Source organism: Bradyrhizobium tropiciagri (assembly GCF_018130545.1).
In the GTDB taxonomy this organism is placed as follows: Bacteria; Pseudomonadota; Alphaproteobacteria; order Rhizobiales; family Xanthobacteraceae; genus Bradyrhizobium; species Bradyrhizobium tropiciagri_A.
This window is the reverse complement of sequence record NZ_JAFCKF010000004.1, coordinates 702,159-717,607: the sequence shown is the minus strand read 5'-3', so window position 1 is coordinate 717,607 and position 15,449 is coordinate 702,159. Positions and strand designations below refer to the sequence as shown.

The 15,449-nt window shown below is 64.2% G+C and carries 16 protein-coding genes; 5 read left to right on the top strand and 11 right to left on the bottom strand.

Annotated elements, in window-relative coordinates:
- Window positions 1–45: 45 nt before the first annotated feature.
- From JQ616_RS21070 to JQ616_RS21055, 4 genes are all read right to left on the bottom strand, one after another.
- Window positions 46–1,152: an efflux RND transporter periplasmic adaptor subunit gene (locus JQ616_RS21070; protein WP_212017560.1), complete on the bottom strand. Its 1,107-nt coding sequence runs from the start codon at window positions 1,150–1,152 to the stop codon at window positions 46–48.
- 158 nt (window positions 1,153–1,310) lie between these two features.
- Entirely contained in the window at window positions 1,311–2,636 is a 1,326-nt protein-coding gene (locus JQ616_RS21065; RefSeq protein ID WP_212017558.1) for an MFS transporter, read from the bottom strand.
- A 141-nt stretch (window positions 2,637–2,777) separates the two neighbouring features.
- Window positions 2,778–3,941: a winged helix-turn-helix domain-containing protein gene (locus JQ616_RS21060; RefSeq protein WP_212017556.1), complete on the bottom strand. Its 1,164-nt coding sequence runs from the start codon at window positions 3,939–3,941 to the stop codon at window positions 2,778–2,780.
- A 104-nt stretch (window positions 3,942–4,045) separates the two neighbouring features.
- Window positions 4,046–4,288, bottom strand: coding sequence for a hypothetical protein (locus tag JQ616_RS21055; RefSeq protein WP_212017554.1), 243 nt, complete (start codon window positions 4,286–4,288; stop codon window positions 4,046–4,048).
- A gap of 144 nt (window positions 4,289–4,432) precedes the next feature.
- Here JQ616_RS21055 and JQ616_RS21050 point away from each other — a divergent pair, with 144 nt between their 5' ends.
- Complete coding sequence (locus JQ616_RS21050) at window positions 4,433–5,065, top strand: OmpA family protein (protein WP_212017552.1); 633 nt, start codon at window positions 4,433–4,435, stop codon at window positions 5,063–5,065.
- Between the two features lie 59 nt (window positions 5,066–5,124).
- Here the strand turns inward: JQ616_RS21050 and JQ616_RS21045 are convergent, their stop codons facing one another.
- Complete coding sequence (locus tag JQ616_RS21045; protein ID WP_212017550.1) at window positions 5,125–6,429, bottom strand: phospholipid carrier-dependent glycosyltransferase; 1,305 nt, start codon at window positions 6,427–6,429, stop codon at window positions 5,125–5,127.
- Between the two features lie 248 nt (window positions 6,430–6,677).
- Between JQ616_RS21045 and JQ616_RS21040 the strand changes: the two genes are divergently transcribed.
- Together JQ616_RS21040 and JQ616_RS21035 are read left to right on the top strand one after the other, a co-directional pair.
- Window positions 6,678–7,388: a FecR family protein gene (locus tag JQ616_RS21040; protein ID WP_212017548.1), complete on the top strand. Its 711-nt coding sequence runs from the start codon at window positions 6,678–6,680 to the stop codon at window positions 7,386–7,388.
- Between the two features lie 2 nt (window positions 7,389–7,390).
- Window positions 7,391–8,548 carry a hypothetical protein gene (locus JQ616_RS21035; RefSeq protein ID WP_212017546.1) on the top strand — a complete coding sequence of 386 codons (1,158 nt, stop codon included), beginning with the start codon at window positions 7,391–7,393 and terminating at the stop codon, window positions 8,546–8,548.
- Window positions 8,549–8,741: 193 nt separating this feature from the next.
- Here the strand turns inward: JQ616_RS21035 and JQ616_RS21030 are convergent, their stop codons facing one another.
- The 3 genes from JQ616_RS21030 to JQ616_RS21020 all read right to left on the bottom strand — a co-directional run bounded on the left by JQ616_RS21030 (window position 8,742) and on the right by JQ616_RS21020 (window position 10,831).
- Window positions 8,742–9,245 (bottom strand): VOC family protein, encoded by a 504-nt coding sequence (locus tag JQ616_RS21030; protein WP_212017544.1) that lies wholly within the window; start codon window positions 9,243–9,245, stop codon window positions 8,742–8,744.
- Window positions 9,246–9,270: 25 nt separating this feature from the next.
- Window positions 9,271–9,708 carry a VOC family protein gene (locus tag JQ616_RS21025; protein WP_212017542.1) on the bottom strand — a complete coding sequence of 146 codons (438 nt, stop codon included), beginning with the start codon at window positions 9,706–9,708 and terminating at the stop codon, window positions 9,271–9,273.
- A gap of 106 nt (window positions 9,709–9,814) precedes the next feature.
- Window positions 9,815–10,831, bottom strand: a complete 1,017-nt coding sequence (locus JQ616_RS21020; protein ID WP_212017540.1) for an alpha/beta hydrolase — start codon at window positions 10,829–10,831, stop codon at window positions 9,815–9,817.
- A 227-nt stretch (window positions 10,832–11,058) separates the two neighbouring features.
- On the opposite strand from JQ616_RS21020, the gene JQ616_RS21015 reads away from it, so the two are divergent.
- A complete protein-coding gene (locus JQ616_RS21015; RefSeq protein WP_212017538.1) occupies window positions 11,059–12,585 on the top strand; it encodes an amidohydrolase family protein in 1,527 nt (508 codons plus the stop codon).
- A 131-nt stretch (window positions 12,586–12,716) separates the two neighbouring features.
- Here JQ616_RS21015 and JQ616_RS21010 read toward each other — a convergent pair whose 3' ends face one another.
- Together JQ616_RS21010 and JQ616_RS21005 are read right to left on the bottom strand one after the other, a co-directional pair.
- Window positions 12,717–13,454: an enoyl-CoA hydratase/isomerase family protein gene (locus JQ616_RS21010; protein ID WP_212017536.1), complete on the bottom strand. Its 738-nt coding sequence runs from the start codon at window positions 13,452–13,454 to the stop codon at window positions 12,717–12,719.
- A 49-nt stretch (window positions 13,455–13,503) separates the two neighbouring features.
- Complete coding sequence (locus JQ616_RS21005; RefSeq protein ID WP_212017904.1) at window positions 13,504–14,034, bottom strand: cupin domain-containing protein; 531 nt, start codon at window positions 14,032–14,034, stop codon at window positions 13,504–13,506.
- Between the two features lie 146 nt (window positions 14,035–14,180).
- Here JQ616_RS21005 and JQ616_RS21000 point away from each other — a divergent pair, with 146 nt between their 5' ends.
- Window positions 14,181–14,396, top strand: coding sequence for a CsbD family protein (locus tag JQ616_RS21000; RefSeq protein WP_212017534.1), 216 nt, complete (start codon window positions 14,181–14,183; stop codon window positions 14,394–14,396).
- Between the two features lie 55 nt (window positions 14,397–14,451).
- Here JQ616_RS21000 and JQ616_RS20995 read toward each other — a convergent pair whose 3' ends face one another.
- Window positions 14,452–15,441, bottom strand: coding sequence for a D-2-hydroxyacid dehydrogenase family protein (locus tag JQ616_RS20995; protein WP_212017532.1), 990 nt, complete (start codon window positions 15,439–15,441; stop codon window positions 14,452–14,454).
- Window positions 15,442–15,449: the final 8 nt, after the last annotated feature.

The window sequence follows — 15,449 nt, the reverse complement described above, 5'->3', positions numbered from 1 at the left end:
AGTTCTAGACCAGGTCCCAGAACCGTTTCTGCTGTATTGCGAGGATCAGAACGACAGCGACGACACGACCCGCACCTTCTGACTCGGATCGAGTTTCTGCACGCCGAGCGCGACCACCTTGGCGCCGTCGTCGACTCCGCCGGAGATCACGACGTTGTTGCTCTCATAGGCCTTCACCTTGACCGGCTTCAGCGCGATATCGCCCTTGTCGTCGACGATGTAGAGCGAGGGATCGCCGCCCTGGCTGTACAGCGCCGATAGCGGCAGCTTGGCCACCCGCTCGCTCGCCTTGTCGGCCAGGGTCAGCGTCGCGGTCATGCCGAGCGAGACGGCTTCGTCAGCGTCCGGCAGCGAGAATTTTGCGAGATAGGTGCGGGTGGCGGGATCGGCCTGCGGCGCGACCTCGCGCAACTTCGCGGCATAGGTCTTCTTCGCGTCCGACCAGAGCGTGACCGTGGCAACGCCCGACCTGGCACGAGCAAGAAGCGTCTCGGGGATCGCGACGACGGCTTCCTTCTCACCAAGTCGGGCGACACGGATCGAAGCCTGGCCCGCGGCAACCACCTGGCCGGGCTCGATCATGGTCGCTGTGACGACACCCCGGGTGTCGGCCACGAGCGTTGCGTAAGAGAGAGAGTTCTTGGTCAACTCGACCGAGCGCTCGGCGCGGTTCAGCCTCGCGCGGGCCTCGTCGCCGGCGGCCTTGGCGGAATCCAGCGCCGCATCGGTGGTCCAGCCCTTGGCCTTCAGGTCCTTGGCGCGCTGCTCGGCGGCCGCGGCCTGCGCCAGTACGCCGGTGGCGGCGCTGAATTCGGCCTCCGCCTGCTCGGCCTGCAGCTTCAGGTCGACCTCATCGAGGGTGGCCAAGGGCTGGTCGACGTCGACTGTCTGTCCGACCTCGACCAGCCGCTTGGCCACCTTGCCGGCAACCCGAAAGCCCATATCGGCTTCGATACGGGGCTTGATGGTGCCGACAAAGCTGCGCTCGGGGGTTTCAGCTTCATAATGGACGGTCGCCACCAGAACGGGGCGCCCCGGATCGGCGGTTTCGGCCGCCTTTTCATTGCAACCGGTCAGCGCGAACACCGCAAAAGCCAGCGACGCTCCGGTCAAGAGCCTGTAATAGCTCGACAAAACGGAACGAACGAACATCTGAAATCTCCATCGGGCTGACGACTGATGAAGAGTATCGATTTATCACTGATGAATGTCAATATTCGTCAGTGATAACCTATTCGTGAGGTCCGCCGCAATCAGCCTGGGATCGGCAGGGATTTGGCGGGGGCGTAGCCCAGATGAAGCGGACGCTGCTATTTCGCGCCGGCGAACTCGGTCTTGGTCTCGTGGCCGCCGAGGAAAACCAGCAGCCCCGCCGCGAGCGGCAACAGTGCCAGCACGAGCAGGCCGGTCGACGTGCTGCCGGTCGCTTCCTTCACCCAGCCGATCAGATAGGGCCCGCCGAAACCGGCGAGGTTGCCGATCGAGTTGATCAGCGCGATCCCGCCCGCGGCGGCGGTGCCGGACAGCCAGGCGGTCGGCAGCGTCCAGAACACAGCAAAGGTGCAGAACACGCCGATCGCGGCGACGCTCAGCACCACCATCGTCATGATCGGATCGGTGATGTAGCTTGAGACGGCGAGCGCCAGCGCCGTGAGCAACAGCGGCGCGCCGACATGGAACACGCGCTCCCGCGTCGCGTCCGAACGGCGCGCCCACAGGATCATCGCAACCGTGCCGAACGCATAGGGGATCGCGGTGACGAAGCCGGTCTGCGCGTTGGTGAGACCGAACGCCTTGACGATCTGCGGCAGCCAGAACTGCATGCCGTACAGCGAGGCGACGAATCCGAAATAGATCGCGCTGAGCGCCAGCACCTTCGGCGAGGACAGCGCCTCGAACAGTGTGAAGTGCTTGGCCGCCTGCTTGGCCGCGACCTCGGCATCGAGCTTCGACTTCAGCCACGCCTTCTGCTCGGCCGAGAGCCAATCGGCCTTCTCCGGCCGGTCGGTGAGATAGAACCAGGTGACGATGCCGAGCAGCACCGAGGGCACGCCCTCGACGATGAACAGCCACTGCCAGCCCTTCAGCCCCATCACGCCGTCGAGCCCGAGCAGCATGCCGGAGATCGGGGCGCCGATCACCGTCGAGATCGGTACGGCGAGCGCAAAGGCGGCGAGGAAGCGCGCGCGATACTGGGCCGGATACCAGTAGGTGAGATAGAGGATGATGCCGGGGAAGAAGCCGGCCTCGGCCACGCCGAGGAAGAAGCGCAGCGCGTAGAAGCTGTGCTCGTCATAGACCGCCGCCATCAAGGCAGACAGGATGCCCCAGCTCACCATGATGCGGGCGATCCACTTGCTGGCGCCGAACTTCTCCAGCGCCAGATTGCTCGGCACCTCGAAGATGAAATAGCCGACGAAGAAGATGCCGGCGCCGAACGAGAACACCAGCGGCGAGAACTTCAGCTCACTGTTCATGGTGAGTGCGGCGAAGCCGAGATTGACGCGGTCGAGATAGGAGAAGAAGTAGGCCAGGATCAGGAACGGGATCAGCCGCCAGGAGATCGCGCGGATCGTGGACGTCTCGATCTCGCTGCGGGCGCCCTGATCGGGCGCAAAGGTTGCGGTCTGGCTCATTTGTTTCCCCCAAAGCTATTGCTTGCCTTGAGGATTATTGGGTGACCCGGCATTCGGCAATGGCAAAAACTCATAGCACACAGCACAAACGGGAACTTGGGTGGCCTTCCGGCGGCTGGCGCTGGCGGCCCGAGCCGGGAGCTACTCCGCGAGTTGGAAACGCGCGAAGCGGTCGAGCTCCTCCTCGATGCGGCGCTTCAGCTCCTTGCGCGTCGCTTGTTTCTTGCCGTTGCCGACCCAGCTCCATTTCTGCATCAGGAGCTTCTTGTTCTGCCGGTCGGTCTTGAGGTCGAGTGCGGCGACGATGTCGTCGCCGACCACGACCGGCAGCGCAAAATAGCCGAACAGGCGCTTGTCCTTCGGCACATAGGCCTCGAAACGATGGCCATAGCCGAAGAACAGCTCGGTACGCTTGCGCTGGATGATCAGGGGATCGAACGGCGAGAGGATGTGAACCAGGGACGGATCCCCCTCGCCGGTCGCTTCCAGCACTTCGGGGCGCGCCCAATGCTCGTGCTTGCCGGCGCCGTCGAGCGCGATCCGCACCAGCTGCTTGCGGCGCACCCGCGCCTCGATCAGGCCGCGCACCGCCTTCTTGCTCGGCGCGTCGAGATGGCAGATCGAATCCAGGCTGACGATGCCCTGCGAGCGCAGCGCGCGATCGAGCAGATAGGCCGTTCGGGCCGAGGCCGGCGCGGGCTTCGGCGGCTTGTCCCAGCCGAAATGCCTGGTCATCAGCTCGTAGGTCTTCAGCATGCCGGCGCGCTCGCTGATCGTGACCACACCGCCATAGAAGGCAAGCTGCAGCGCGCGCTTGGAGGGTTTCCGGCTCTGCCAGAGGTGCTCCTTCTCGGTCAGCACGTCGTCTTCGATGTCCCGGATGGTCAGCGGTCCTTCGCGCAGCAGCCGCATGATCTTGCGGGTGTCCGCCGGGGTCACCGACGAGAACCATTTGTGGCCCTCGCGCTTGTGCGCCTTCATCGCCGGCAGGAAGATATTGATGTCCTTGGACGGTACGTAGGACAACGCGTGCGTCCAGTATTCGAACACGCTCTTGTCCTGGCTCTGCGCCTGCTTGAGGTCGGCGCGGCGGTAGTCCGGAATGCGGGTGAACAGGATGTGGTGATGGCAGCGCTCGATCACGTTGATGGTGTCGATCTGCACATAGCCGAGATGGTCGACGGCGGCGGCAACGGCTGAGGCCCCCTCCCCGAACGGCGCCTGTGTATCGAGCCGCTGCGCACGCAGCCAGATGTGGCGGGCGGCAGCATTGTTCAGGGATAACGGTTCGGCGGCGCGGGGCATTGCACGCGCAATGTAGTGAGATTCGCGCAAGTGTGGAGAGCCGTATGATGGAAATCAGCCCCGCATAAGCATGCATGCTTTGATGTACGCGCAATTCCGTCCGGCTACGCCGATCCGACGACCCGGCGCAACCAGGGAACGTCCCCGATCGCCGCCGCAAGCGCGGCGCTTTCGTCATGGAAGACCCGGGACGAATGACCGCCAATTGGAAACCAGCCGCGGCCATCCTCCACGTCGCGCCGATACTCCTCGAAGCCGATAGTCCCGTCCGCGCGCAGGAAGATATCGACGCAGCGCGCGGCATCCTCGTCGTTGATCGAGCGCAGCACGCGATTGACGTGGGCCATGTCCTCTACCCGCTTGCCCCAGCCCGGCGGGGCAGCCCCTTCCGTGATCTAGATCACATTTCGGACTTTGAACCAGTCCTAGGCTCCCGGCATCAAAACGATAGCAAGCCGGATTGGCTAGCCCGACATTCAAGGACGAAAATCATGACCCGCTCCTTTTCCCTGTCTCTTTTGACAATCGGCGCCGCGCTGTCGCTGACGGCGGGCGTCGCGCTGGCCGGCAGCGACACCGTTCCGGCTGCCCAGATCCTCAATGCGCTGAAGCCGAAGTCGGCCACCCGCGGGCTGTCGGCCGGCACGCAGGTCGATCCCGCCGCGTCCGCCAAGGAGACGAGCTTCCTCAACAGCGTTCGCAACCGGCAGACCCGCTCGCTATCCTTGGATGAGCGCCAGGAGATCGCCGACATCGCCGCCAGCAAGCCGAAGATCGATCTGGAGATTCACTTCGACTACAACTCGGCCGACATCAGCAAGGGCTCGACCCAGGCGGTGCAGGAGCTCGGCAAGGCGCTGTCGGATGCCAACATGAAGGGCTCGACTTTCGTCGTCGCCGGCCACACCGATGCGATCGGCGGCGAGGCCTACAACCAGGATCTGTCGGAGCGCCGCGCCGATACCATCAAGAAGTATCTGATCGAGCATTACGGCCTGAACGGCTCCGACCTCGTGACCGTCGGCTATGGCAAGACCCGGCCGAAGGACCCGAGCGCGCCGATGGACCCGACCAATCGCCGCGTGCAGGTCGTCAACATGGATACCAAGACGGCGCAGCAGTAGTCACCCGCGCAATCGAACCGCCTGCTTACCGGCAGGCGGATCGATTGATCCGACGAGCGTCAGATCCAGTTCTGGAACAGCATCAGCCGATTGAAGGTCGTCATCGAGGTCCCGATGCCGGCAGCCGTGACCGGCAGCATCGCGACGAAGCCCGCGCACGCGACCGCCACGAAAGTCCATAACAGCCAGCGCGGCGTGCCCTTGCGGCTCAAGGCATGGACCAGCACGAAGCTCGCGGTGGTCGCGGCCGGCAGATAGTAATAGATGAAGCCGAGCGTGCGCGGCAGCAGCGCCCAGGCGAGATACGGGCCGAGATAGAACGCCAGCACGAGAAAAGCATTGCGGCTGCGCCCGATGATCCAGTCGCGCAGCGCAACGATCAGCGCAATCAATGCCGGCCACAGCACCAGCGGGTTGCCGAGAAACACGATCGCGGCGAAGGCGTCGTCGCCGACCTTCTCGAACAGATACCAGACCGGGCGCACCAGGAACGGCCAGGATGGCCACGAGCTCATATAGGTGTGGCCCGCGATCGCGGTCGTGGTGTTGTCGGCAAAGATGCGGCGCTGCGCCTCGATGAGGCCGGACAACGAGAGACCGTAGAGCGGCACGAAGGTCGCCAGATAGACCGCTGACGGAAGCAGCACGAAACAGACGATGAAATGCGGAAGACGAAAATCCGGCCATAAATCCGGCCGGTACCAGTCCTCCGCATTGGCGTCGGCAAAGCGCGTGCGCCAGCCCTGCATCAGTCGGATCACCGCGACGATTGCGATGCAGGTCGCGAGCACGAACAACCCGCTCCATTTGCAGGCGCTCGCAAGCCCCGCGGCCAATCCCGCCAGCGCGAACGCGGCGTGCGGCCGCTGTTGCCGGAAGCCGTGGAGGAAGGCCGCGACCGCGAACAGGCAGAAGGCGAGCGCGAAAATATCCAGCATCGCGATCCGCGACTGCACGAACAGCATCTGGTTGAAGAAGGCGATCAGCATCGCCGCAACCGCGCGCTCCTGCGATGCGAACAGCGCGAGCCCGCCGAGATAGACCGCGACCAGCGCCAGCGCTCCGAACAACGCGGCGGGATAGCGCCATCCGAGTGGCCCATCGCCGAACGCCTTGATCGAGAGCGCGATGATCTCCTTGGCAAGCGGCGGATGCATCGGATTGAGGATCGGGCCCTCGATCACCGGCAACAGCATCTGCCGCGCCGCCGGCACGTAATGCACCTCGTCGAAATAGAGCTTGTCGGGCGTCGTGATCCCGATCAGCAGCACGACATGGGCAACGACAAAGATGATCGCCGCGACGATCGCGGCGCGCGCGGCTGGGCGGCGGTCAACAGACGAAGATTTGGTTGCGATGCTCAAGACGCGGGCACGATGACAGGGGCACAAGTGTGAGCGAAGTGTGAGCTATTCATGCATGCTCGCACGCGACGGGTGTGACGTATGTGACGTGTGTGATCGGAACTCACTCTCACGTCCGCACCGTTGAACGTAGTCGAATCGACGGACACTAACCATCCAATCACCTCGGCGCAGCTTGTGACAAATATACAATATCAGATGCGTGCACGATCCGGTACGATGACGCCGTTAAGTCAATCGGTATTGCAATGAATTCGCCTCACCGCTTTTTCTTCTTACCAGCACTCGGTCTTACCGTCGCACTGGCGGCCCATCCCGCGCAGGCGCAAACCCGCGTCGGCGAAGCGGCGATGGTGAAGAACGAGGTTCTCCGTGTTGCGGCCGCGACCAGCCCGATCAATGTCGGCGACGCGCTGCTGCGCGATGAGACGGTGCGCACCGGTCTGGAAAGCGCGGCGCGGCTGGTGATGGCCGACAGCACCAACCTCTCGCTCGGACCGAACGCCTCGCTCAAGCTCGACCGCACCGTGTTCGACGACGAGCATCATTATCGCGACGTGGCGATCCGTCTGACCTCGGGTGCGTTCCGCTTCGTCACCGGCCATTCGGAAAAGGCCGCCTACAAGATCACGACGCCGCTTGCGACCATCGGCGTTCGCGGCACGGTACTCGATATCCTGTCACAGCGCGGCAAGACCATTGTGGTGCTGCAGGAAGGCGCATCGACGGTCTGCACGTCGAACCGGCAGTGCATCGACCTGACCCAGCCCGGCGACACCGCGATCATCACCTCGAGCGGCGGCCACACCACGATCCAGAAGACCAACAACCCGCCCTGGACCTTTGCCGCGACCTGCAGCCAGTCGGCGGGGCTCTGCACCGTCACCCAGTATGCGGACGCGACACCGGTGACGCCGCCGGTCGACGACGATCCCACCGGCATGCTGTGCGGACGGTGAGCATGGCGCGCCGCATCCATCGTGTGATCCTGTCGGCGGCCCTGACAATGGCGCTGTCGCTCGCGATGCTGGCGTTCGCTGCGCCGGCCCAGGCGCAGACTCCAACGCCGAACTGTACTTCCGTTCCTAGCAACCTGTCGGTGTCGCAAAACTGCAGTACATCGACCCCCACGCCGACGCCTACTCCCACACCGACGCCTACCCCGACGCCGACACCGACGCCGAGCCCTTCGCCGACGCCAACTCCGACGCCGACACCCATCACCGGCGCGCCGTCGAGCGGCAGCTCGATCAACAACCTCGCGGACCAGCGCTTCAACCAGATGATCACCAACCGCGTGCTCGGGTCGGTGCTGCTCGGCGTCAATGAACAGGTCAATTGCGACGATTGCATCAGCGCGTTCGGCTCGGCCGGTTCGTTCTCGGCCGGCATCCATGGCCGCAAGACCATCACGCCGAATCTGTCGCTGCTCGCCGGCATCGCCTACACGCAATATGGCGAGGGCGGCTACAACGTCACCAGCGCGCCGATCGGCGCGTTCGCGCTACGCTACGACTTCGTCGACTGGGGATCGTCGCGACCATTCTTCGATATCGGCACCGTCCTCTCGCCGTCCGAGAAGGTGCGCTACACCCGCAATTACGCCACGAGCCTCGGCCCGGTGTCGGTCACCGGCCAGACGTCGAGCGAGAATTACGGCGTCTACGGGCGCGCGGGCTGGATCAACCGGCTGTCGGCGCGCGACGAGGTCGCGGCTTCGGTCGAGGTCTGGCAGCTCTGGCAACGGGTCAAGGGCTACAGCGACCCCGCCATGGCTTTCAATCCGTTCGACGCCACCATCGCCGACGGCACCGATCGCACCAGCCTGGTCAAGATCGGCGGCCAGTGGACACACCTGTTCGGATCGAACATCGAAACCAACATCAATGGCGGCTGGGTGCAATCCTTCGCCACCCATTCCGGCATCGTCGCCACCGTCACCGGCGATGGCACCATCGTGCCAACGATCGGCAACCAGGGCTGGTTCGAATATGGCGGCCGCGTCGGCTTCCGCATCACCAAGGGCTGGGTCGCCGACATCTTCCTCAACGGCACCGCCGGACCGCAGCCGGTCGGCAACACGGTCCATGGCGGCGTCGGGCTGCGGATCAGCTATTAGGTACGTTGTCATGCTCCGCTTCGAGCGAGGCATCCAGTACGCCGCGGCCCATCAGGCAAGCACCGGGCCACTGGATACTGGGTCACCCGCCTGCCGGGCGATGATAGTTCGTAGGGTGGGCAGAGCGCAGCGTACCCACCACCACGAGCGGAGCGCTGATGGTGGGCACGGCGCAAGAGCGCCTTTGCCCACCCTACGCAGTCAAGCGCCAGGCCGCCGCCTCACCTTCATAGGCCCGGCGCAGGCCTGCGACGTCGAGCTTGATCATGCCGAGCAGCGCCTGCATCGCGCGCGCGGCGCCGGCGGCATCCGGGCCGCCGATATAGTCGTGAAGCTCGCGCGGCACGATCTGCCAGGACACGCCGAAGCGGTCGCGCAGCCAGCCGCACTGCTCCTCCTTGCCGCCACCCGCGAGCAGCGCGGCCCAGAGCCTGTCGACCTCGGCCTGATCGACACAGTCGATCGAGAACGAGATCGCGTGGGTGTATTCCATCCTCATCCCTCCGTTCAGCGCCATGAAGCGCTGACCGGCCAGGGTGAACTCGACCACCAGCACCGTGCCGGCCTTTCCGGCCGGGCCGTCGACGGTGTTGTTCTGGATCTTGTCGATACGCGAGTCCGGCAGCAGCGAGACGTAGAAGTTCGCGGCCTCCTCGGCCTCGCCGTCGAACCACAGGCAGGGTGACACTTTCGACATCGATGAGCTCCTTGTCAGCGAGCGATCAAGCGGTGGCCGCGGCGGCCTGCGCCTTGGCTGCCGCCTCGACGTCCATCCACATCACTTCCCAGATATGCCCGTCGGGATCCTCGAAGCTGCGGCCATACATGAAGCCGTAATCCTGCTTCGGCGACGGGTCGGCGCTGCCGCCAGCGCCCTTCGCCTTGGTCACGTAGCCGTCGACGGCGTCGCGGTTCTCGGCCGAAAGGCAAATCAGCACTTCGCTTGTGGTCTTGGCATCGGCGATCGTCTTCGGCGTGAACTGCCGGAATTTGTCGTGGGTCAGCAGCATGACGAAAATCGTCTCGGAGATCACCATGCAGGAGGCGGTCTCGTCGGAGAATTGCGGGTTCTTGCTGGCGCCGATCGCCTCGTAGAACGCGGTGGCGCGGGCGAGGTTGCTGACCGGCAGATTGACGAAGATCATTGTGGGATTGGCCATGAAGGGCACTCCAATTGGCGGGGTTGTGCCCCGAGGACGAACCGCATAGCCGGCTCCCGACATCGCCGCACCAATTTTTTCTTGCGGCGTCCTGCCGCAGGCAAGCTCACGTCACGATCGGCGTCGGCATGGTCAGGAATGCCCGGGTTACGTGCCAGAACAGCTCGCGATTGGTGGCAAGCGCCACGGAATGTGCGGTGCCGGGCAGGATGATGAACTGCCGGTCGCCGTTCGGCAGCTTGTTGAAGAACTCCTCGAGATCGGGCACCGCCGCGATCCCGTCATATTCGCCGCGAACCAGCAGCACCGGCGCCAGCACCTTCTCCGGATGCACCACCGGCAAATTGGCCGTCATGTCGAGGTAGGTGCCGGTCGGGATCTGGTCGCCGAACCGCATCTCGACATCGGCCAGCGCTTCGATCACGGCGGGATCCGACGTGCCGGGCTTGTCGCGGGTCGCGATCGAGCGGATCATGTCGCGGTCGCGCTTGCGCATGTTGTGGCTGCGGTAATAGGCCAGCTGCTCGGCACGCTTCGCCAACGTCGGCGAACCCTCGCCCTTGTAGGTGAAGGCGGCAAACACCAGCCGGTCGATCCGCTCGGGCGCGGCCATCGCGAAGGCACCGGCCCGCAGCGCGCCGGAGGATTCGCCGACGAAGTGATACTTCGTTTGCCCGGTCTCGCGGACGATCACCTCGACCGCCGCTTTCAGATCCTCGACGCCGCTCGCAATATCCGCATTGCCCGAGGTGCGGCCCGACTTGCCGTAGTTCTCGTGATCCATGGTCCAGCAATCGAAGCCGTAGCGCGCAAACACATTGAGCAGCGAATACTCGCCCTTGCCGGGCACGGTGAGGTCGAACGCCCTCGATGTCACCGATGAGCCATGAACGAAGAACACCACGGGCCGCGCGCGCTCGCCTGGCTTCGGCGCGCCGATCCGCTTGCGGAACATCCACAGCGGGACGTCGCCCTTCTTCGCCCAATATTCATTGCTCCATATTTCGCCTTCGGTGGGAATTGCGACAGCCGCCTGCGCCGGCGCTGCGCCGACCGCGCCGCCGGCCGCTGCAATGCCGATCCCCTTGATGATGCTGCGCCGCGAATGATCTGACGACATCATGGTTCGCCTCCCTTCCGGATTTCTTGCTTCGATCCGGTGCGGTCGAGCATAGCAGCGCACGCGTGACGCCGCGAGCGAACGCGCGATGCCGGCATCTCACCATGACAAATACGATGCACGATTTTGTGAACGCGGCTTGCAGCAATCGGCGCGGACGACGCTCGGACTTGGCCCTAGTCTCCGCGGCGATCCGACCGGAAATATCCGGCGAGACGCGGGAGCGAAGAATGAGCAGCAATCTCACCGATGAAGAACTTGCCGCCTTGATGCCCTCCGAGCTGTGCCAGTACCAGACGCCGATCCCGACCCAGATCGTCTCCAGCGACGAGTTCTATCCCGATCCGCAGAATGAACGGCAGCGCGAAGTCGAGGCACGGCTGCTCGCGATGGCCGACGATCTCGGCGGCAAGCAGGGCCTCGATCGTCGTCGCTTCTTCCAAACCGCGGCCGGCATGGCCGCTTCCTTCGTCGCGATGAACCAGGTCTACGGTCCACTGTTCGACGTGACGCCGGCCGAGGCCGCGACGCCGGCGATGGCGCAAGAGCGCGCCAACGGGCTGAAAGACCAGTTCATCATGGACATGCACACGCATTTCCTGCGCGACGACACCCGCATCATGGGCTTTGTGGAAATGCGCAAGGCGGTCGGCAAGGCCGGCTGGAACAAGGAGCTCAACGATCACGAGCAGACCATCGAGGATCTCAAGTTCAACAACTACAAGAAGGAGATGTTTCTCGATTCCGACACCAAGATCGCGTTGATCTCCTCGGCGCCGTCGGACATCGAGCAGGACTGGTTCCTGACCAACGAGCAGATGGCCGAGGCGCGCAAGAAGATGAACGACGAGGCCGGCTCGCGGCGCGTGTTCTGTCACGCCATCTTCACGCCCGGGCAGCCCGGCTGGCTCGACAAGCTCGACGCGGCTTTGGCGCTGAAGCCGGAATCCTGCAAGGGCTACACGATCGGCGACAACACCCACAAGGAGATCAGCCGCTATCCGTGGCGGCTGGATGACGAGAAGGTCGCCTACAAGGGCTATGAGAAGATGGTGAAGGCGGGCATCAAGAATGTCTGCGTCCACAAGGGACTGTTCCCGCCCGGGATCGAGAAGCAGTATCCGAACCTGCGCGGCTTCGCCGACGTCGCCGATGTCGGCCAGGCCGCCAAGGACTGGCCGCAGCTCAACTTCGTCATCTATCACTCGGCCTATCGCCATGTCGGCGGCGATCCGAAGGTCGCGCTCGCGGAGTTCGAGCGCACCGGCCGGATCGCCTGGACCTCGGATCTCGCCGACATCCCGGCGCAATACGGCGTCAACAATGTCTATGGCGATGTCGGGCAATTGTTCGCGACCACGCTGGTCGCCGAGCCGAATGTCTGCGCCGCGCTGATGGGTACGCTGATCAAGGGGCTCGGCGTCGACCATGTCTGCTGGGGCACCGACGCACTGTGGACCGGCGCGCCGCAATGGCAGATCGAGGGCCTGCGGCGGCTGGAAATCCCGGAAATGATGCAGAAGAAGTTCGGCTACGCGCCGCTTGGGCCCGCCGACGGGCCGGTGAAGACGGCGATTTTCGGCGACAACAATGCGCGGCTCTACAACATCCAGCCGAAGCGCGCGATGCTCGACATCAAGGGCGATCGCTTCGCGATGATGAAGGCGCAGTATGAGAAGGCCGGCGCGGAGCCGTCGAACACGCGCTACGGCTATGTGGTGCCGAACGGGCCGATCGACCACACGGTGTTTGCTTAGTCTCTCCTCGTCATTCCGGGGCTCGCGAAGCGAGAGCCCGGAATCCATTTCTCCGCCGAAGCCGTGGTGAGATGGATTCGGGGCTCGACGCTACGCGTCGCCCCGGAATGACGAGAGAAGCCCCTCCCGCCCTACTTCCCGGTAAACTTCGGCTTCCGCTTTTCGCTGAATGCCTTGACGCCTTCCTTGAGGTCGTCGCTGTCTCTGACTTCATCGAGCAGCCGCCGCACGTCGGCGACCGTCTCCAGCGGCCCCTTCGGCATTGCTTCGCGGGCCAGCTTCTTCAGCGCGCGGACCACCAGCGGCGCGTTGCCGGCGATCTTGGCGGCCATCTGCTGTGCCATGGCGACGTGCTGCCCCTGTGCGGCGACCTTGTTGACGAAGCCGATCTGGAAGGCGCGTTCCGCCGACATCTCCTCGCCGACCAGCAGAAATTCCATCGCGATCTTGTGCGGCATCCGTGCCATCACCGACGAGACGCCGCCGGCCGTCGTGCCGATCTTGCCCTCGGGATAAATGAAGCGCGTCGTCTCGGACGCCACGCACAGATCCGCCATTTGGACCAGCACGAAGGCCCCGCCGACCACCCAGCCCGACGTCGCCGCAATGACCGGCTTGTCGAGATCGACGCCGAGGCCAGGCACCGCGTGCCACATATTGACGGGAAGGTCGGCCACATCGGCGCCGACGGAGAAATACTTGTCCTCAGCGGAAGCCAGCACCGCGACGCGATCGTCGCTGTCCCGAAACCGTAGCCAGGCGTCACGCAACTCCGTGCACAACGCGTTGTTGAGCGCGTTGTGCTTGTCGCTGCGTGCCATCGTGATGGTCGCGACGTGGTTGGCGCTCTCGTAACGAACGAGCGTCATGCTGGCCTCCCTGTTTGTTATTGTTGTCCGTCGCGGCGATGCCGCGCGGCTATTTCTTCTCGTCGGGATGCCGGTGCACCGGATCGACCCACAGCACGTTCTCCGGCTTCTCGACCGGCTCGATATCGAGATTGATCGCGACCGCCTCGCCGTCGGAGCGCACCAGCACGCATTCCAGCACTTCGTCGGGACTGGCGTTGATCTCCTGATGCGGCACGTAGGGCGGCACGAAGATGAAATCGCCGGGCCCGGCTTCCGCGGTGAATTGCAGCTTCTCGCCCCAGCGCATCCGCGCCTTGCCCTTCACGACATAGATGATGCTTTCCAGATGGCCATGATGATGCGCGCCGGTCTTGGCATCCGGCTTGATGCTGACGGTGCCTGCCCACAGTTTCTGCGCGCCGACGCGGGCGAAATTGATCGCGGCCTTGCGGTCCATGCCGGCGGTCGACGGGACGTTCGGATCGAGCTGGTTGCCCGGAATCACGCGGACGCCGTCGTGCTTCCAGCGCTCGTCGTCATGATGGTGATGATCGTGGGCGTGATCGTGGGAATGGGTGTGATCGTGGGAACCGCTCATCATTCTTGCTTTCGTTGGTCAAGTTTCGTGGCCGGAACGCTAGCGAAAACCGCGCGCGCAGGCGAGCGCAAAATGGGAACATCGCCAAATCGGAACATAGCCATGTCCCGGCGCGTTGCGTCAGCGTATTCTGAAGGAGTAATTTCATGAGTAGCAGGACCGACAAGATCAGGGGCACGGCCAACGAGGCGGTCGGCAGGTTCAAGCGGCGTCTTGGCAAGGTCACCGGTTCTCCGGCGATGCAGGGCAGAGGCGCGATCCTGGAAGCCAAGGGCAAGGGACAGAAGGCGCTCGGCGGCGTCAAGAACATCGTCAGACATGCGGTCGACAGGGTGACCGCAGCGGCCCACTGGACTCGCTGAACGATGATGAGACGGCCCGTCCATCGAGCCGGGCGCTACGGGTTAGCGACGCAGGTCAGTCGCGCGGCCGCGGATGCGCCAGTACATCCGGATTCACCACATTGGTCGGCGTGCCCGCAGCATAGGCCAATATCTGATCGAAGATGTCGGTGAACTGGATCTCGTATTCGTCACGCGAAACGTAACCGAGATGCGGCGTGCAGACCACATTGTCCATGTTGAGCAGCGGATCCGTGGTGTCGCGCAGCGGCTCCTTCTCGTAGACATCGATCGCAGCCATGCCGGGGCGGCCGGCGCGCAGCGCGTCGACCAGCGCGCCCGGCTCGATCAGCGGCGCGCGGCTGGTGTTGACGATCAGCGCGGTGTCTTTCATCCGCGCGAGGTCTTCGGCCTTGACGATGCCGCGCGTCGCATCGACCAGCCGCATATGCAGCGACAGCACGTCGCAGCGGGCGAAGAAATCGGCCTTGCTGGCCGCGGTCTCGTGACCGTCGGCGCGCGCCTTCGCCAGCGCACCCTCGCGCGCCCAGACCAGCACGTTCATGCCGAACGCCCTGCCATAGCCCGCGACCACGGCGCCGATCCGCCCGTAGCCGTAGATGCCGAGCGTCTTGCCGCGCAGCGTATGGCCGACGCCGATCTGCCACTTGCCCGCCTTCAGCGCCGCCATCTGCTGCGGGATCGCGCGCATCGCCGCGAGGATCAGGCCCCAGGTGAACTCGGCGGTAGCGTAGGACGGGGTATCGGCATGCTGGCTCGACGACACGATGATGCCAAGCCGCGTGCAGGTGTCGATGTCGATATGCGGATAGACGCTGCGCTGGCTGATCAGCCTCAGCTTCGGCAGCCGCTCGAGCAGCGGGGTGCGGATCTGGGAGCGTTCGCGGATCAGCACCAGCGCGTCGGTGTCGGAGAGCCGCTCGGCCAGCGCGTCGACGTCCTGGACGTGATCGTTCCAGATCGTGACGTCGTGGCCATTGAGCTTGCGGAAGCAATCGAGGGTGCGCAGCGTGTCGAAATAGTCATCGAGGATCGAGATCTTCATCGCTGCGC